General features: G+C 61.2%; 15 protein-coding genes and 1 other RNA gene. 8 read left to right on the forward strand and 8 right to left on the reverse strand.

All coding sequences use genetic code 11. From position 1 onward, the window contains the following. Nucleotides 1-4: 4 nt before the first annotated feature. The 7 genes from GKIL_RS04115 to GKIL_RS23290 all read right to left on the reverse strand — a co-directional run bounded on the left by GKIL_RS04115 (nucleotide 5) and on the right by GKIL_RS23290 (nucleotide 9,354). Nucleotides 5-1,372, reverse strand: a complete 1,368-nt coding sequence (locus tag GKIL_RS04115; RefSeq protein ID WP_023172150.1) for a pyridoxal phosphate-dependent decarboxylase family protein — start codon at nucleotides 1,370-1,372, stop codon at nucleotides 5-7. Between the two features lie 53 nt (nucleotides 1,373-1,425). After that, a complete protein-coding gene (locus GKIL_RS04120; RefSeq protein WP_023172151.1) occupies nucleotides 1,426-1,776 on the reverse strand; it encodes a phage holin family protein in 351 nt (116 codons plus the stop codon). A 148-nt stretch (nucleotides 1,777-1,924) separates the two neighbouring features. Beyond that, complete coding sequence (locus tag GKIL_RS22275; protein WP_023172152.1) at nucleotides 1,925-2,851, reverse strand: YsnF/AvaK domain-containing protein; 927 nt, start codon at nucleotides 2,849-2,851, stop codon at nucleotides 1,925-1,927. Nucleotides 2,852-3,208: 357 nt separating this feature from the next. Then, nucleotides 3,209-5,557 (reverse strand): tetratricopeptide repeat protein, encoded by a 2,349-nt coding sequence (locus GKIL_RS04130; RefSeq protein ID WP_023172153.1) that lies wholly within the window; start codon nucleotides 5,555-5,557, stop codon nucleotides 3,209-3,211. A gap of 58 nt (nucleotides 5,558-5,615) precedes the next feature. After that, complete coding sequence (locus GKIL_RS04135) at nucleotides 5,616-7,886, reverse strand: cation:proton antiporter domain-containing protein (RefSeq protein ID WP_245595899.1); 2,271 nt, start codon at nucleotides 7,884-7,886, stop codon at nucleotides 5,616-5,618. Nucleotides 7,887-7,978: 92 nt separating this feature from the next. Then, a complete protein-coding gene (locus GKIL_RS04140) occupies nucleotides 7,979-9,043 on the reverse strand; it encodes a serine hydrolase (RefSeq protein WP_187293882.1) in 1,065 nt (354 codons plus the stop codon). A 140-nt stretch (nucleotides 9,044-9,183) separates the two neighbouring features. Next, nucleotides 9,184-9,354 (reverse strand): DUF2949 domain-containing protein, encoded by a 171-nt coding sequence (locus GKIL_RS23290; RefSeq protein ID WP_023172156.1) that lies wholly within the window; start codon nucleotides 9,352-9,354, stop codon nucleotides 9,184-9,186. Between the two features lie 294 nt (nucleotides 9,355-9,648). On the opposite strand from GKIL_RS23290, the gene GKIL_RS04145 reads away from it, so the two are divergent. From GKIL_RS04145 to GKIL_RS04170, 6 genes are all read left to right on the forward strand, one after another. After that, nucleotides 9,649-10,233: a hypothetical protein gene (locus GKIL_RS04145; RefSeq protein ID WP_023172157.1), complete on the forward strand. Its 585-nt coding sequence runs from the start codon at nucleotides 9,649-9,651 to the stop codon at nucleotides 10,231-10,233. Between the two features lie 47 nt (nucleotides 10,234-10,280). Then, nucleotides 10,281-10,718, forward strand: coding sequence for a DUF4079 domain-containing protein (locus tag GKIL_RS04150; protein WP_023172158.1), 438 nt, complete (start codon nucleotides 10,281-10,283; stop codon nucleotides 10,716-10,718). Between the two features lie 96 nt (nucleotides 10,719-10,814). Beyond that, on the forward strand, nucleotides 10,815-13,301 hold the full coding sequence (locus GKIL_RS04155) for a hypothetical protein (protein ID WP_144080312.1): 2,487 nt from the start codon (nucleotides 10,815-10,817) through the stop codon (nucleotides 13,299-13,301). After that, a complete protein-coding gene (locus tag GKIL_RS04160; protein ID WP_023172160.1) occupies nucleotides 13,285-14,145 on the forward strand; it encodes a type IV pilus modification PilV family protein in 861 nt (286 codons plus the stop codon). The genes GKIL_RS04155 and GKIL_RS04160 overlap by 17 nt, the downstream gene beginning before the upstream one ends. Continuing rightward, the gene (locus GKIL_RS24520; RefSeq protein WP_023172161.1) at nucleotides 14,142-14,771 is read left to right on the forward strand and encodes a pilus assembly FimT family protein; all 630 of its coding nucleotides are present in this window, start codon (nucleotides 14,142-14,144) and stop codon (nucleotides 14,769-14,771) included. Before GKIL_RS04160 ends, GKIL_RS24520 begins: the two co-directional genes overlap by 4 nt. Continuing rightward, nucleotides 14,755-15,729: a PilW family protein gene (locus GKIL_RS04170; RefSeq protein WP_023172162.1), complete on the forward strand. Its 975-nt coding sequence runs from the start codon at nucleotides 14,755-14,757 to the stop codon at nucleotides 15,727-15,729. Before GKIL_RS24520 ends, GKIL_RS04170 begins: the two co-directional genes overlap by 17 nt. 2 nt (nucleotides 15,730-15,731) lie before the next feature. Here GKIL_RS04170 and GKIL_RS04175 read toward each other — a convergent pair whose 3' ends face one another. After that, a complete protein-coding gene (locus GKIL_RS04175; RefSeq protein ID WP_023172163.1) occupies nucleotides 15,732-16,265 on the reverse strand; it encodes a YflT domain-containing protein in 534 nt (177 codons plus the stop codon). Nucleotides 16,266-16,394: 129 nt separating this feature from the next. Here GKIL_RS04175 and ssrA point away from each other — a divergent pair. Together ssrA and GKIL_RS04180 are read left to right on the forward strand one after the other, a co-directional pair. Continuing rightward, nucleotides 16,395-16,762: a transfer-messenger RNA gene (ssrA, locus tag GKIL_RS23295) on the forward strand. Between the two features lie 143 nt (nucleotides 16,763-16,905). Then, the gene (locus GKIL_RS04180) at nucleotides 16,906-18,009 is read left to right on the forward strand and encodes a site-specific integrase (protein WP_023172164.1); all 1,104 of its coding nucleotides are present in this window, start codon (nucleotides 16,906-16,908) and stop codon (nucleotides 18,007-18,009) included. Nucleotides 18,010-18,108 lie beyond the last annotated feature (99 nt).

The following is an 18,108-nucleotide window of genomic DNA, read 5'->3' on the forward strand; positions in this document are numbered from 1 at the left end:
CGAATCACCGATCGAGCCGCCCGGAGAGCGTGAAAACTTGAATGGTTGCCCGGTCGAGAGCCTGCCAGATTCTCTCCAGCCAGTCTAAGTGCTCCGGTTTCATCAAGCAGGAGCGCAGACAGAGCACGTGGTCGTCGTCGGCTTCCAGGTGAGGCAGGAGCGGCTGCAGCCTTTTTGTCGGCACACGAGCGAGTGCCAGGTGCAGTTGCTCAGTCGCTGCTGCTCGAAAAATCTCTTTACTCAGATAGGAGGTGCGGCTCGCCCACTCCGAATGGTAAACCCAAAGAACGATATCCAGCTCCGGAGCCAGCAGGGGAACAAATCGCCCGTCCTGCTGCAATTTTTCGTAGAGGCCCAGGGCAGCCTGACGCGATTTACCCAGTTGAGCGGCAAAGGCTCCGCCCCTTGTAAGAGGCAGCAGCCTCTGGGTTGCCCAGAGAGCCACCGCTGCCGCCCCCGGACGGGAACATTCGAGGCTGATTTCCCCCAGGTGCAGTGCAGGGGAGGTGAAGTAGGTGTAGGGGCTCTCGTGGGCGTAGAGCCGGCCAACCGCCGGGTCGGCAAAAAGAATGCAGCCGCAACCGTAGGGTTGCAGGCCGTGCTTGTGGGGGTCGATGGCGATCGAATCTACCCGTGACAGGCCATCGTAGGCCGCTCTGGTCGAAGGTTCCAGCCCGTCGATAAGAGTAAAGTAGCCGCCGTAGGCCGCATCGGCGTGCAGCCGGAAGCCGTAGCGAGTCTGCAGTTCGAGGATCTGGTCCACCGGATCGACCGATCCGGCAATCGTGGTGCCGACGGTTGCCACCACCGTGCCGACATCGCCCCGCTGCAACCGCTGCTCCAGCACTTCGATGTCCATGCGCAGCTGCGAGTCGCTTGCGATCGTCTCGAAGGGCAGTCCCAGCACCCCGCAGAGCCGGGCGTGGGTGTAGTGCGCCTGCTCGGAGGCGAGGATTGTCTTACCAGGATGCAGACTGCCTGCTACCCAGAGCGCTTCGAGGTTGGCCATCGTGCCGCCGCTGCACAGGTGACCAAGGTGGGTCTGCCAGCCGAACATTCCGGCAAGGGCCGCTACCGCTTCTTTTTCCATCTGGGAGCTGGCGCGGCCACCGTCGAGGGCGTGGTTATTCGGGTTGATCGCAAGGGCCAGGCTGTAGGCGAGGCGAGCTACCGGATGCGGCGGCTTGATCATCTGCCCGGCGTACAGGGGATGGGCATAGGGGTAATTGTCCTGCAGGCGCAGGGCCACTTCTTCCAGGACAGCACCCACAGCGTCAAAATCTTGTTCGGCTGTGAATTCTGGCAGATCCTTGAACCCTGCTTCCAGTTGGACGAGCGCTGCTTCCAGCAAGGCCAGTTTGCCTTCCAGCATCGATTCGATTCTTTTTGCGGGCAACCGTTCCAGGGTATCAGGACCGTTGCAGCCTAGGCGAAGCTGCGGCCTCCCAATAGCCCAACACCGGCGTTTGCCAGGGCAATGACGATAGCGGCAAGCAGGGCACTACCGAAACCGGCGATGACAAAGCCCTTGACCAGGGCGGCAGCCAATAGCAAACCCAGGGCACTGATCACGAAGGAGAACAGGCCAAGGGTAAGAAAGTTGATCGGCAGGGCGATCAAATTAAGTACCGGCACAACGACTGCATTGATGATCCCAACTACGAGAGCGGCGATCAGAGCGGCTCCGAAACTGGCGACCGTAAAGCCAGGCACGACGTAGGAGACAAGAATCAACACAGCGGCTGAAACCAGCCAACTCAGCAAGAAGTTGATCATAGATTCCTCCTGGGGCGGACAGGTCTATCCTCCCCTATCTCACAAATTTCTCCCTCTATCAGCAGAGGTGCCGAATCTCCGTCGAACGAAACAGCCAGCCAGAATAAAAAAGCCCCCTGACGGGGGCCTGGAGAGGACGAACGACAGACTAATCGATGCGCCGATCGCGGGGCAGATCGCCCTGGGCCGGCTTCTTATCAAGCAGATCCACCTGGCCTTCGTTGTCTACGGTCACCTCCTCGCGGCGGACCGTTTCGGAGACCTCCTGGTTCTGTTGAATCTTGCGCTTATCGATCAGCACCTCCTCGACAACCTCCGGCTGCTTCTCGACGATGACGCGCTCTTCAGTAAGCGGAACATGAATCTCTTCGCTCTTGCTGAAGTTCGGATCGCTGGCCGGGCGATGGGGTTCGACAGCGTGGCGCTCGATCACCAGTTCCTCGCGGGTAGTGGGTACCTGGACCGTCTGGTTTTCGGTGATGACTTCCTTGCGGATATTTACCTCACCGATATTGACCCGCTCCTTGTCTACCCGAAGCTTTTCTTCGCGCAACTCGATGCGCTGGGGAACATCGCCCGTCACAGGTGCGGTAGTTTGGGGTACAGCAGGCGGCGTGACACCGGTAGCGGCCACATTGGTTTCAGCAACTGTCCCGGCAGCGGTGGAGCTGATCGGTGGCTTGATGTTGACGCCGGTATCAGCGCCGTGGCGCTCAAGGATCGCGATTGCATCCGCCCAGCGACCGTCGGCATGGACGGTTACCAATTCGACATCCTCGCCCAGACGACTTCCAAAATAGCGCGCCTGTTCTTCAGTGATTCCCATGTCGATCAGCGTCGAGTACAACTGATCGCTATTGCTGCGGTCTTCAGTGCCAAACAACCGCCCCAGGGTTTCTAAAAAGCCACCTTGATTGCGGCCTGTAACATCCTCGCCTTCTGTCGTGTCGATCTGCCGGTCCTGGAAGCCAGCGGCGCGGAGATCATCGATCGCCAGTTCGGCTTGATCTCGATTGCGAAACAAACCGGCAATCACGTTTCCACGGGCCGGAATTTGATCACTCACAGAATCCATTTTTACCTCCTTTTCGCATGTTAGACAACCGACAAAAGCCTGCCAGGGAAGCTTTTGCCTGTCGGGAATGCGTGTAAACGATTGACTGGAAACAAACCCATCCTGGCACTCGACATCAAGGCAGGTCTCTGCCCAAAGTTGCATCGCAGGGGATGATTTACGGAACTTTACCGTTAAAAGACAACGCTCAAATAACGCTGATTTTCATCAACAACGGATAAGTGTTTGCATGTTCAGCCCAATAAATTTAGAGGACGCTATAAGATCTCGGCTTTTGTTCTACAAGTCCACGTTCAATCGAGTCCGGTAATTCGACTGCATGGCTGCTCAAAAGTGGGCAAACAGTACGCTGTGTAGCTACGCTTTCGCTTGCAACTTCGCCAGCAGGGCCTTCGCTTCTTTAAGGCGTTTGTCGGATCCGTCCGCCGGTTGGAGAATTTGTAGAGCGATCTGCACTTCTTTGAGGGCAGTAGCCGAATCTTGCCGGGCCTGGGCTACCTCCGCCAGTTCGTAGTGGATCTCAGGATCGGCGGGAGCCACCTGCAGGGCTTTCTGGAGAGCATCCTGCGCTTCGGAAAGCTGGCCTGAAAGGCGATAGCAGCGGCCAATGTCGAGGTTGGTGCCGATTTCGGTCGGATTGTTTTTAAGAAACTGCTGGTAATAGCCCAGAGCCTGCCGGTAGTCCCTGCGCAACTCGGCCACCTTGCCGCGAGCAGCCACCAGTCCCAGATCGTCGATCAGGTGGGCCTGGCCGTAGCGCCGGAAAAGCTGCTCCAGCTTTCCAATCAAGGGTTCGGCTCGGTCAGGATCTTCAAGGGCGAGGTACACCTTAAGATAGCCGCTCTCAAGCAAACCCTTAAGCAGAAAGTTCGAGCGGGTCTGGCCCTGCAGACGGGCGAGGGTGGCAAAGGCAACCTCCGGCTGGCCTGCTTCGACGAAGCTATCGATGCGGATGGCCTGATTGAAGAAACTATTGATCGGGCCGCTGGTTTTGCTTATCTGTTCAGAGAGCACCGGCAACTCGGCGATCGCTTGCTTCCACTGGCCCCGCAGGCTGTAGTACTGCTGCAGCCGGGAGTAGATCTGCCGTTTTTCATCGGTCCGCCGGGCACGAGCCAGCAGGGCACGATATTGTTTGTAGGCGGCGTCGAGCTGCCCGCTCAGCATGTCGGTCGTTGCCAGCTCGATCAGCGGTGAGAGGTCGTCTGTATTGATAGCCGCCGCCTGCCGGTAGTAGGAGCGCGCCCGGTCGAACTGGCCGATGGTCCGGTAGATGTCGGCGATCTCTTCGTAGGCCCCTGGCCGGTCGTTGCTCTGCTCGCCGTACTGCTGGAAGGTGGCAATCGCGTCGCTGGTGCGCCCGAGCCGCAGCTGAGCCTCAGCGATTTTAGACAGATAGTGGGCTTCCCCCGGATCCAGTTCAATCATCCGTCGGAAGGCGTCGATCGCCTTTGGCCACTGATTGTTATCCAGGTAGTGCTTCGCAAGCGTCAGTTGGGCTTTGAGATCGTCCGGATAGAGAGCTGCCCACTGCTGTGCAGCCCGGTCCGCTTCTTCTGACCGGCCATTGACCCAGTTGCCGCTTTTGAGAATGAACTGCGAGCGCTCAGTGAGCTTGAAGGCATAATGTTCTGCCTGCTGGTAGGCGCGTTCGGACTTTTCGGGGTGGCCGGCGAGCAGGGCGCTTTCGACCTGTTCGAGGTGGGCCATTGCAAAGGACGGATCGGCGGCGATGGCCTGATCGAGTTGCGTCATTGCTCCTGAATAATCTCCGTCGAACTCGCGAAGATTTTTGGCCCGCGTGTAGTGTTCAAAAGCGGGCAGTGAACGGGTCAGCACTTCGGTCACTGGAAAATCGGTGATGTCTTGAATATGCTGTTCGGGCACCTCGACGTCGCGCTTGAGTTGAACCGATAGATCGTCGAGCAGATCGAACAGGTCCGGTCCTTTGTAAGTTCGGCGGGTGAGGCGCTTGACTCGCGCCGCGTCGTAGAGGTCTACGCGGACGATGTATTCTTCGGCTTTTTTGCTGAAGGTGCCTGTAACGATGTAGTTGAGCCCGTAATAGTTGGCAATCCGCCGCTCCAGGCCCAGGGGAAGCGGGTCTTTGTACGAAAAACCGACTTCTTTGAGTTTTTCGGAATAGTCGTAGCTGTCCTGGACGCTCAAGTAGAGATCTTGCGAAAGATCGGTCTGCAGCGCAATCGCAATCCCCTGCCGCAGCCAGTCGAGATTCTTATCGGAGCTGGCATTCTCGAAGTAGGCGAGGGCCAGGCGCTTGCGGAAAGCGCTCTTGGGCACCTCGCGCTGGACGGTACGGCCACTGCTGTCTTGAATGGTGACGGTCTGGTTGATGCTGCCCAGCTCCTTGCCCTGAAAGTTGGCCCAGAGGACGACCGCCGCGACAAGCAGGTTGACGGGCACGCCAATTTTCTCCCACCACGTCCAGTGCTCCTCTTCGCCGCCCCGGCAGTAAGCGAGGATGAGCATCGTCGGAACGAAGAGCACGACCAGATAGGCGACAAAATCGGTGAGGGACGAAGAAAGCGCGTAGCGGTTGGTCAGCCAATCGACGAACTGGACCAGCCCCCAGCCGACACCAGCGTAGGCCACCGCCACCTGGGGCACCTGGCGGCGCACCAGGGCGCTGAAAACTGGCAGTTGTTTTCCCTGGCCAACCTCGAAGGCCGGTAGCAGCTTCGCCATACACCGCCGGGACGCGAGATCTCCCCAAGCTTAGTCGATGTCTTATCTGGGCAATAGTCTAGGAGGAACTGACGACAGCCACCGGGCAACTGGCCTGACGCAAAAGTGTATCGACGCGGTGGCCAAAAAAGGCACGGCCTGTGATCGGTCGGATGTTGCTGCCCAAGACGATCAGATCGACGCCTTCGGCGCGGGCAAAGTTGAGGATTTCTTTTTCGGGGCTGGTCCCCTTGAGCACGGCGGTGTTGACTTGAGCACCGAAGCCGCGACCGATGTCGGCCTGCTGATCGACGATCTGCTGGGCAATGTCGATAGCTGAAAGCAGATTGTCCTGATCGACGTAAAAATCGTCGAACTGCGGCAGGTTGACGACGTGGACGAGCGTAACCAGCGCCCCGATCTGGGCGGCGATTGTGCTTGCCACCTCGACGGCGTGCTTGCTGTACTCGGTACCGATCGTGGGTACTAAGATGTGGCGGATTTGTTGCTGCTCGATCGGGCAGTACTCGCCCTCGGGCACCGGCAGGTGCGACTTGACCACCAGTGTCGGGCAGGGTGCTTCCTGGACGATGCGATCGACAAGGGAGTTGAACAGGCTGCCGTCGCCGCGACTGGTGCGCTGTTCGGTAGCACCGAGCACCAGCAGGTTGTAACCCTTGGCCGCCTCCCGCAGGATCACCTCCGCCGGATCGCGCCCCGATTCGACCCGCGTCTGGAGGTCCGCAGGCAGATGCATCTCGTCGGCGACGGCTGCAAAAGCTGTCTCTGCACTCGAATTGTTCGGCGGGGTCTTTTTTTTGCCGGGGCGGTCGCTGCACTCGGCGTAGAGGGCGGTCACCTCCAGTTCGTTCTGCTGAGCCATGTGGCTTACCAGTTGGGCGGCGAGCTGGACGTTGGTGCCGCCACGGGTGGGCACCAGCACCCGGCGGACGCTCTTGATGAAGCTGCGGCTGGCCAATTCTTCCATCTGCAGCCGCTTTACCTCTTCGTCGCCCATCTTTACCTTCGAGAGCGCCCAGCGCAGCAGGGGCGGGGCCATCAGCGAGGTGATGATCGCCACCATGACGATGATCGTGTACATCTGCAGGGTGAGAACACCCAGAGACAGGCCGATCGTGGCGACGATGATCTCCATCGCCCCGCGTGCGTTCATCCCGGAACCCAGGGCAATCGCCTCCCAGTGGCTGAGCCTGCCGCCCAGGCGCGAGCCGAGATAGACGCCCACAAACTTGCCGAGGCAGGCGATGGCGAGCACGATAAGCCCGATCGTGAGCGTCTCCGGCTCGAAAAGCTTGATCAAATCGACTTTTAGACCGGCGACGGCAAAAAAGATTGGAGCTAGAAAACTGGCAGTGATCACTTCGAGGGTATGGCCCGCCTCGCGGCTGAAGCGCGGAGCCTGACCGACCAGGATGCCTGTGACAAAAGCGCCGAGGGCCGCCTCGATGCCCAGTTGATGGGTGAGGGCGGCTGCTAAAAGAGCAACGATAATCACCGTCGAGAGCGACGCGCTCACCCCGCCCAGCTTGTCGTCTACCCAGCGCAAAATCCAGGCAATCGCCGGCCTGCCGACGGTAAAGGCAATCGCCAGAAACACCAGCGCCCCGCCTACCGAAGTTGCCACCGAGACGAAGTTGATCGTGCCGCTACTGGCCAGACCGGCCACGACCGAGAGCAAGATCCAGCCGATCGTGTCGTCGGTCATCCCCGAGGCGAGGGTGATCTGACCGATGTCGCGGCGGATGAGCTTGAGATCGATGAGCACCTTGGCGATGACCGGAATGGCGGTGATGCTCATCGCCGTCGCCATAAACAGGCTAAAGACCAGTCGGTGCTCCGGGTTGGCGAGCACGCTCGCAGGCAGGAGCATCCCGAGACCAAAGCCGCTTGCAAACGGCAGCAAGATGCCCCCGAGGGAGGTAAATAGCGCCGTCTTGCCCTTGCTGATGATCAAGTTGAGGTCGGTCTCAAGGCCCGTCGCGACGAGCAAGAACAGCACCCCCAGCCAGGAGACCACCGAGATCAGATCCGCTTGAATCTGGCTTTTTGGAAAAATGGTTGCTTGAAGCTGGGGTAAAAACAAACCAAAAACCGAGGGACCGAGGACGACGCCCGCCAGCAGTTCGCCGACGACGGGAGGCAGATCCAACCGGCGCATCAACTCTCCGAGCCCCCGCGCTGCAAAAAGCAATACCGCCAGTTGCAAAAGAAGCAGCAACAGCTCGTGGTGCCCGAGGGGCTTGAGTGGGCCATTTTGAACCGTCGTAGCGGCAAAGAAGGCGAGCGACTGCAGGGCTGCTTCCACGGTGTCGGCCTCCGGTAATGGCAAAAAGAAACCCCCTTGCGCCGGGCAGGCGGACAGGGGCTCCTGCACATGTTATCAAGCCCACGCCAGGGACGATATCAGCGTCGAGACAGATCTCAAGTCTTCCTGGGCACTGTACCGAGCCGGTGGGTATTGGCAAAGACGTGATAAAAAGCCTGGGAGAGTTTGGCGATGAGCTGGTTGGCGCGGCGGTCATTGTGGGGACGCTCCACCAGGGCTGTTGCCAGATAGCGCCGTCCGTCCGGCGTGGTGACAACCCCGACATCGCCCACCATCTTGCCAATGTCGCCGGTCTTGTGCAGAATCCGCGCCCCCGGCCCGAGGCCCATCGGCAACAGCGAGCCGATGCGGGTGCGGCCCATCAGACCGTAGGCGACGGTGCGGCCCTGGGGGCTCGTAAGCTCGCCTCGGTCCAGTTCGCTCATCAGCAAAGCGAGGTCGCCGGGGCTGGTGGTGTTGGTGCCCTCCAGATCCGGCAGCGGGGCGTTGATGACGGTGCGACGCAGACCCCAGCGCCGGAACTGCTCGTTGAGGTAAGCGGCCCCGCCCAGCCGGTCGATGATCATGTTGGTGGCAGTGTTGTCGCTGCGGATGATCATCAAGGTGGCGACCGCCAGCACACTCATGCGCGTGCCGTTGGGCCGGTACTGCAGCCAGCCGGAGCCGCCGCCTTTGTGGGCAGCTTTGAGGGTGAGAACCTCGTCGAGGCGCACACTGCCGCCATCGACCTGGCGCATCAGCTCGACCAGGACCGGCACCTTGATCACACTCGCCGCACTGAAGCTCTCGTCCGCCGCCATCTGGGCATAGGCTCCAGTGGCCGGGTCAAAAAACAGAAAACCCGAGCGCAGGCGCGGCTGCTGGGTAAGCTTGTGCATCGCCGCTTCGAGGGCGACCAGTTGCTCACCCCGCGCCAGTTCAGGCCGGGGGAGGTACTGGCTATCGACGATTGCCTCGGGGAGCACCTGCAGATCGAGGGGAACGGTCGCACCGGCAAACAGACCCAGGTTCTGCAGGGTGTGGCTGAGCTGGAATAGCAGCACAGCGCAGCCGCCACTTAGAACAAGCAACACCGCTCCCCGGCGCAACCAGCGCTCGGTGGGCGATTGTCGGCGACGACGGGGACGAGGAATTTGAAGATCGCTGGCAACTTCTTGCAAGGTGGCGGTCCCGAACAGTTAGTAAATAATCTAAGGGATAGTGCCCCATTTTTTGCCAGCAATCTCCAGATATTGGGTGAAACAATAGCCCCGGCGTCATTACAACACCGGGGCTACCGTGGATCGGGTGGAGGGTCGGACTAAAGCTCGATCAGGAGGGCGAACGTGTCGAGGTCGATCAGCCCCAACTTCCAGAGCACGATAGGCAGGGTACCCTGCCAGAGCTGAGCCAGCTCGCGCACCCGCGCCAGTTGCGCCTCGGTGATGAGCTTGCTGGCGAGCAGATAGTTTTCGGCGGCGGAAGTTTCCATGACAGTCGGGGTGGAGAGGGTTAGCGGCGACAGCCCGTGCGGGGGCGGTCGAGGATCGTCAGAGCGACAAGAGCGATACCGATGAGCAGCAGTTCCATGATCGTGTGGGTTAGCGTGCGCTACCTAGGCATGATGCCCGAAGCGGTTAAACGACAAGAGGGCGATCGGCGAACGGATGGCTGCGCTTGAGCGCAGTTGAGAGAGTCCACTGGCTATGTCCTTGTGAGGATGAGGCGTACCTGCATTCTTCCTAGGATGAATCCCAGTGGGAGTATGCAGCGACCTGGAGGTATCATGCTGTATTTGTTCGGCTATCAATTTAAAGATTCAGTAAAGGCCAATCCGGAGCTGGTGCGCTTCATCGACGAATGCAAGCCCCAGGCCCATGTGATGGAAAATGTCTGGCTCCTCGACAGCAGCGACCTGCCCTTCAATCTGCAGCGCCAGCTCAAGGAATACGTCGGGGTGGACGATGAGTTCTATCTGGTCGATGTTTCCAAATCCATCGTCGCCTGGTCTGGGCTCGAAGGCGAAATTGCCGATTTCATCGAGCGCTTTACCGAGCCGGTCGAACAGGATGTGAGTAGACGCTTGCTGACGATCGCCAGCGATGGCCCGGTTGATCTTGAGCAACTTGGCAACCTGGCGGATTCTAAGCCCCGGCCTCTGCTGGCCAACCTCTGGCAGGTCGAAACCACGACTACGCCCGAGCAGGTCGTCACCGCATTGCGCGGCAGCCTTGCCGAAGGGGGACGGTTGCTGGTAGCGGATGTGTCCCTCGCTCCAGCGGCCTGGTCCCACCTGCCGGAGGACTCGGCCTACGCCGCTGTCGCCTATACGCGCACCGAGCAGGGCTCCGATCAGGTGCAGGAATTCTAGGTCACGGGTGCTAATCTCCTGGCAGATGCCGGGATCACCCAGACTCGATGAATCTACCTTCTTTTTTGTGGCTCTGGCGCGCCGCTGCCTGGTCGATGGGACTGTCGCTGGCGGTCTATGGGTTATTGGCCCTGAGCGGCGGCACTCTATTCTGGGGCAAGTTGCCCGGTTCTAAGCGCCGTCCCCTGCGCACCCTGCATCTGGCACTCGGCAGCAGCCTGGTCAGCCTCACCCTGTTTTTGCTGGCGATCGGGATCGTCGGTACTCTCGGCCACTTCGGTTCCCTCGGCCACTCCGCCCACCTGGGAGCTGGGCTGGTGGTCGTTGCTCTGGTCACGACGAGCGCCTTCAGCGCCCTGGGGATGGTGCGCGCCCGCCCCTGGGCCAAGCAAGTCCACCTGACAGCCGCTCTCCTGTTGCTGGCAGGCTACGGGGCGGTACTCGTCACCGGTTGGCAGGTCGTCCAAAAATATCTGCCCCACTGATGTCCGGTGCTGTGCGGTTCGCCCCCGCTGTGCGCTGAACTAACGTTCTCGCTTTCGACTGAGCTGAAATAAGACGAAGCCCATGTTGTTGCTGTCATGCTTCGATCGTCGCGCCGGGGAGCAGTCCTGGTGCTCGCACTGCTGTTGGGACTGGTCGTTAGCGTCGTTGCTGTAGCAGCGCTGCTGCTTTCAAGCCAGCTTGCGACCGCCACCAGTACCAGCCGCGATCAGGCGGAGGCTTTGCGCCTGGCGGAAGGAGCGAGCGAACTGGTGCGCAACAAACTCCTCGAAGATTTTCAGCGCGCCGGTCTGACGCGCAGCGAGTGGCTGCGCCGCCTGCTTCTGCCCCCAGGCGATCCCCAATCGCGCTACAGCGCCAACCGCGACCGGCCCCAACTGCAAGCTTTTTTGCTGGTGAGCGCCGAGCGCGTTGCCGGACAACCGGGCACCTATTACGCTGATCCGGGAGCCATCTATCTCGACTCTCCGGCTCCGGCTGTGGTCGTTGCCCGGCTTTTTGCCGTTTCTTCGTCTACGACGCAGGATCTGGAAGTACGGGCCACTGCCTACCTGCGCGCTGCAAGCCAGACGGTGGCCCGCTCGCTGCAGGGCCGCTCAGCGGAAACCTTTGACTTTGCCCTGCTTGCCCGCGAGCCGAACTGTCAGTTCTGTCACCTGCAACTGCAGGGCAATGTCGGAGCACTGCTCCACTTTCGTCCCGGTTTTGAACACGTAGCGGCGGACAAATCTGCCCACGCCGATGCTGGTTTTGACGAAAATAGCGGCACCCTCGCCAGCGGTCCCTCCTCACTCTGGGGCGACGGGGACCGCGAGGGAATTCTCGAAGACAGTGGCAGCACCAGCAGCGAGAACGCCCTCGCCTCGCAGATCCGGGGAGACATCTACGCCAATCAGCTCGTCACCAACGACAAGACGGACCTCGATTTTGCCACCGGGCGGGCCAGCCGCCTCAACGGCGTCACCCTCGAAGCGGACAGGCCCGGCCAGCAGGCTCGGATTAACCTGCGCTACCCCGGTCCGGCTTTTTATCTTCTGCGGGGCAGGGATGTCGATCAAAACGGACGCAGCGATGACTTTCCGCCCTTCGACAGCGAGGCGCTGCGGCGAGAAGCGAGCGGGTCGGTGCGCGGCCAAGTGCAGGCGGTGCCCTTCGGAAGCCTCTATTCCAGCCGCTTCATCGATCGCTTAGGTCCGGTGGTGAGCGGACAGGCGGTGCTCCTGGGTGAAGCGCCGAGTGCAGCCAATCACTACTGCGAGACGGCAAGTGCGCCGCTGTTGATCGAAGGCGATCTTTTCGTCGAAGGCGATGTCGTGTTGCGCGGCTGTGTGAGCGGCCAGGGCCAGATCTACGCGGGCCGCAACCTCTACATCGCCGGGAACGTCGTCTACCAGCACCCGCCCGGTAGTTTCGGAAACTACACAGCGAGCAGCGATCCCGATGCTGCCGCCCGCGCCGATATCGCTGCCGGTCGTGACAGCCTGCTTCTGGCCGCCAACGGCAGCATTGTCCTGGGGGACTATACAGACCAGGAAGCAGACAGCTCCCAGCGGCTCTACCGGGAGCGGGCCGGTGAGCGCCACATCCGCTCGCGGTTTCATCTGGACACCGGGCAAAAAGCCGATATCCAGCTGGTAGAAAACCGGGTGGAGGAACTGGTGCGCACTGCGGGCGGTCAGCACTTCACCCTGGCAGGCGAGGCGGTTGGTGAGTCACAGATTCGCCCCCTGGAAGCCTATGAGGCGCTGATCCGCCCGGTCTTCTGGAACCATGCCCAGGGGAAGTTGCAGCCCTGGCTCTCCGACGGCGACTACCGTGCCCTGCTCGGGCAGGCGGTTCCGGGCGGAGTGGGTTCGGTAAGCAGCTGGCGCATCGATGCGAGTACCTACCAGCTGCAACCTGCCTCCGGTCCCCCCGACAGCCTGCTCAACCTCGTGCGCAGCGGCGATCCGGCGAAGATCGACCTCTGCCGCCGGTTCTTCGAGAACAATCTGCGCTTCACGAACGCCGATGCGAGCGCTGCCAGCCGCGCCCAGGCCGTGATTGCGCAGTTGCAGAGCGCCCAGGCAGGCTGGAACGAGGCGGCCAAAAGCTTTCTTGATACCGCCGGCGGCTACGACCGGCAGCGGTGGATGCTCGATTTGATCAACTTTCAGTCCGGAGCCGCTGACCCCTATGCCGTCGTCCGCCCCGTCCAGATCGAGCGGGTCGATGCCCTGCTCTACAGTGCGCGCCGGATCGCAGGCCACGTTGGCGCTACGAATCTCACCGTAAACGGCGGACTGGTTGCCCCAGAAGTAGCGATCACCGCGCCGGGAGCAGGTTGGCTCGCTTCGGAAGTAGCGGACCCTGAAATCAAAGCCCGGATCCAGGCGAAAGCCGGTGAAGAAAATCCGCTTTCGGGAACAAGTTATAACAGAACTGCTTTCAACTACGACTATCGGCTGCGCAACCAGGGGGCTTCCCTGCGCTACGTTCTCCGCCTCGCCACCGCCGAATCCATCCGCTTTGCAGGCGGAGGTTCGATCACCCGCAAAGTCTGCCGCAATGCTCAGTGCAACTAAAAGACGGCGCAACCGCCGGGGCTTTACGCTCACCGAGGTGCTGGTGGCGATGGTGGTACTGGCGCTATTTCTTGCTGGTCTGGCACCGATGCTCTCCGCCTCGGCGCTGCTCAGGCGGCAGCAGGAACTGATCGCCGAAGCCACCAACCTCGGCCAGATCGAGATCGAAGAGATTCGCCGCAGCTGGTCGGTGATCGAAAATCGCGGCCTCGGTTCCTCTCAAAATCAGGGAGGACTGGTACCCACCAACATGCGCGATCGGCTCATCCCCCTGCCGCGCCCCTGCGTGCTGAGCGAAGTCAACTACGAAGGTTGCAGCCAGGATCCGCCCGTCCCGCCCGGATCATTGCCGCTATCCGCCTCCAGCGTCTATCCGTTCGCCTCCGACAGCTTCGAGGTGGTGAGCCCCGCTCCCGGCGGCGAGGGACCGGACGATCTGTACCTCTACGATGCGAGCCTTGAACCCCCCGACTCCGAGCGCTCGGCGAGCTTCACGATGAGCGGTGCGCGTGGAACCCAGACCTACCGCGTGCAGGTCTTCTGGGGCTACGCGCCAGGTTCGGCTACCCCGGCCCAGGCCCTCGAAGATCCCGAGTGGTACCGCCGCGAGGTGGTGCGGGTCGTCGTGCGCCTCTACCTGGCGGGCAAGGACGGCGAGCTGCCCCGCGACAATTCTGGCCGGATCACCCGCCTCACCCGACCGGTCAAACCCCTGATCTCGACCCGCGTCGAAGGGCTTACCGACAAGAGCGAAGCGGCCAACGATCCGAATGCCCCCTCCGCCTTCAGCCCCCTGGCACCGCTGGTGGTGCTGAGTGCCGACATCGCGAGAAGCTACCAGTGAGCAGGCGTTCCGGGTTCACGCTGCTGGAACTGGTGGTCGTGATGGCGATCGTCTTTTTGCTGGCCGGTTTCGGAGCCGTCTCAGGCGTTGGTCTGTTGCAGTCGCGCCGCTTCGACAGCGGCCTGCAGGATCTGGCCATCGCTGCGCGCAAGGCCCGATCGCGCGCCCTCGAACAATCCCAGAACTACACGTTCGAGTTCACCCTGCACGATCCGACCCGCAACCTGAGCCCCGACGATCCGCCGGACCACTACGCAATCTATGGCGGCAGCGAGCGTCCGGCTGCCCCGGACTGGCAGCCGCTGCCGGACCACATCTGGATCGATCGCACGACCATCCAGGGGCCGCCCTACCGCTGGCAGTTCGACGAGCGGGGCACCGTTCAGCCTTCCCAGATCGGCACGATCTTGCTGCAGGACGGCAACAACCCTGACCCCGGCCTCGCGAGCCTCGATCCCCACGCCCCGGACCTGCTCTATTACCTGCGCAGCAAACAGAGCAACGGCAAAGGTCTGAGCCGGGGAATCGTGATGAATACCTACCTGGGCAAGATCAGCGCCATCAGCGTCGGCACCCAGGAAGAAGCGCCACCCTCAACCGGTGAGGACGATGCGGCGCAACCGTAGAGGCGTCACCTTGATCGAACTCCTGGTCACAGCCGTGATCAGCTTGATCTTGCTCATCGCCGTCACCTTCGCCTTTACGACCTTCGGCAAGAACGCCCTGGTCGAAAACGCCGTCACCGACGTCCAGACCGACCTGCACAGTGCCCTCGGCCTGATGACCGACGAATTGCGCCAGGCCCGCTACATCTACAACACCGATCCAGCCAGCACCGCTAGCGATCGCCTCCGCCTTGACCCGGTTGCCCCAACTACCGAGACCGACCCGGCCAACTTCGGCAGCGCCAACTTCGACAAGAGCCGCCTGGTGCAGGACAACTCCCCCGGTTTTCGCATCCTGCTCGCCTTCTGGGTACCGACGATCGCAGGCGTCGCCCGCCTCGGAGACGAGAACCAGCAGGCGAGTGCCCCAAAGGGCACGCCGCTCGCCGTCGATCTGGCCAAGGGCAATCTGGTGCCCTGGGGCAGTCCCCAGTCGATCCCCGCCTACAACCTGATCGTCTATTACGTCACCGACCCCCCTCCCGGCTCGGCCTGGAGCGGCCCGCGCATCCTCGAGCGCTGGGAATCGAAACCGGTGCCCATCCGCTTTGCAGAATTCGCCGAAGCCGAGGATTCTAAAAAATTTCTCGATCCCGCCAGCTACGATGCCACGACCGCCCCCCCGGTGGACGGCATCTTTTTGCGCACGCTGCCCGCCTCCGACGGCAACAGTTTCGCCCTCGCCGACTTTCTCGATGGCAAAGAAGGGATCGCCGTGCAGTACCTGAGTCCCCAGACGATGGCGATCAGTCTGCGCGGCAGTCTCGAAGGCAGCCAGGCCGACCGCTACTTTGCAAGCACCGACTCCACCGCCCAGACCTACCTGCGCAGCAACGCCGGTGACGCCCTCGCATACAGCACCACCGTCGTCGCCCGCAACGTCTGTACTGCCAACGCCGTCTGCGTCAAAGATCCGTGAAGTTAGCCCCCAGCCAGGTCCAGGCCCGTATCGTCGGCGGGATTGCCCGGATCGAGCGGCAGTTGCCCGTCCGGTCCCGGCAGAGCCAGATCCGCGCCGTGCCTGCGCAGAATTGAGATGGCTTCGCTGGTGCGCAGCCCCCGCGCCTGAACCGTGACCAGGATCGCTCCGCGCTCGACGCCCTGCTCAAAGTGTCTCGCTTCTTCTTCTGTCAGGCCCATGCCGATGAGCACCGCCACCAGGTCGTTTCCGCTGAGCGGTTCGCGGGGCCGGACAAGGTTGACGAGCGTGCCGAGCAGCCCTGTGCCGCCCTGGGCTACCTCCTCGACGCTCTGGGTGCCGGTAGCGTTGATCAAGTCGCGCTGCTGCTGTCGGTCAGCGACGGCGATCCCCAGATTGTCGAGATTGAAGCCGTTCGCATCGAGATCGACCACCGCCTGCTCGGCCTGCTGGCGGTCCTCGAACAATCCGGCGACGATTCCCCGCTGGAAAATCTCCGGCGTCCACTGCGCACTTCCGTAGGACTGCTGCTCCATGTCTTACTCCCAAACTCTCAGTGGTTCTATCCTCCTGATCCCCTCGAACGGCAGGTTCATCCCTGAGAGAGAATGACCGCCCGCGCCTTGCTCCTTCCCTTCATAAAAAGCTAGAATGTCTGGATACATGGGGCTGCACTGGCTTCGACATTCCAGAGAAAGCCGTCCATGCAGGCCGGGAGTGAGTCCGACCCCCGTTAAATCAGGCTCAAAAACAATAAGTGCGAACAACATCGTTCCCTTTTCCCGCGCTCGCGTAGCAATCGCTGCGTAGAACGGGTCTCGCAGGACGGACCCACGACGGTCTGTGAGATACGGCTAGTGGGTGCTCCGGTAAACGTCCTTCGTCGCGTCACCGGCTAAGCTTAGACGATGAATCCCGTTATCCGGAATAAGCGATAGCCCCCGCTCCTTGGGTCAATCGAGCTAAGCCTGTGAACGAATGGTAGGTGAATAACTGCGGATGGACAGGGGTTCGATTCCCCTCAGCTCCACTTCTTAAAAACCGCTCAGCAAGCCATAGACAGCTTTTGAGCGGTTTTTGCTTTGTGCCCTTTTAGTCAAAAATAATGGCTGAAATGACGTTTTTGGATTAAATAGACGCTAAATTTAGTCCAGAAATAGTCCAGGACTACTGTGAATGGATGACCTCATCAGGGCGGCTAACGGACGCCTGAAAGCGGCAAGGGCGGGCGTCACGATCGAGCAGCGCGGCAACCGGCTATCTTTGCGGGCCACGCTGCCAGCGCCGCCGGGTGAGCCAGTGGACTACAGGCAGCGCCGCATACCGTTAGGCATCCTGGCAAGCCTCGACGGCTGCCGTCACGCTGAGCGACTGGCGAATGAATTGGCGGGCCAATTGGCGACAGGCCGCTTCGACTGGACGCTGTGGCGGCCTGAAGAACCGCCAGAGGCCGCCCCAACCGTGGCCGACTGGCTTGAGCGATTCCGGCGCGACTATTTCGAGCGTCGGGGCACAGAGCCAAAAGTGTTGAGCACATGGGAAAGCGAGTACTCGCGGCCCCTCCGTCGGGCGGGCAGCCTTGATGTGCCTCTCACCGCTGCCTGGGTGCGAGCGGCGATCCTCTCCATTCCCGCGCAGGAAAAGACGAGGCAGCGCGCCGCAACTTGCCTGGGCGCGCTCAGCAAGTTTGCTGGACTGCAGTTGCCCTTTGATACCGCCGATCTTCGTGGAACCTACACCGGCCTGAAGGCCGCGCCGCGCAACTTGCCTACCGATGAAGTGATCGAGCAGGTACGCCTCACTGTGCCGGACAACGGTTGGAGGTGGGTCTATGGAATGCTCGCCGCCTTTGGGCTGCGGCCCCACGAGGTCTTTCGGATGGTGTCGGTGGAGTCGATGGCGGACGGCGGGGCAATCCTCCAGCTCAGCGAAGATACGAAGACCGGCGCGCGCTACTGCTGGGCGCTGCATCCTCGCTGGGTAGATAAGTGGGGGCTTCTCGAAGCTAAGAGGCCGGATCTAGATCTGAGCAAGCCAAACGAGAACCTCGGCCATCAGGTGAGCCAGGCATTCGTGCGCTACCGACTGCCCTTCCCTGCCTACAATCTCCGGCACGCCTGGTGCGTTCGGGCACTCACCTACAACCTCGACACGGGGCTGGCCGCTCAGATGGCCGGGCACAGCCTTGCGGTCCACCAGCGGCAATATTGGCGGTGGATCCGGGCAGATCACCACCGCCGGGCCTACGAGCAACTGATGCTCCGGCCCAACCGACCCTGACCGCCGGAAAATTAAAAATCTCAAGCGAATCAAAAAGCCATTAAATCCGCTAAGCTTCTCACTGTGCGGATTTCAGCGTTTCAGCAGCCCAAATTTGGG

This window comes from Gloeobacter kilaueensis JS1 (genome assembly GCF_000484535.1).
In the GTDB taxonomy this organism is placed as follows: Bacteria; Cyanobacteriota; Cyanobacteriia; order Gloeobacterales; family Gloeobacteraceae; genus Gloeobacter; species Gloeobacter kilaueensis.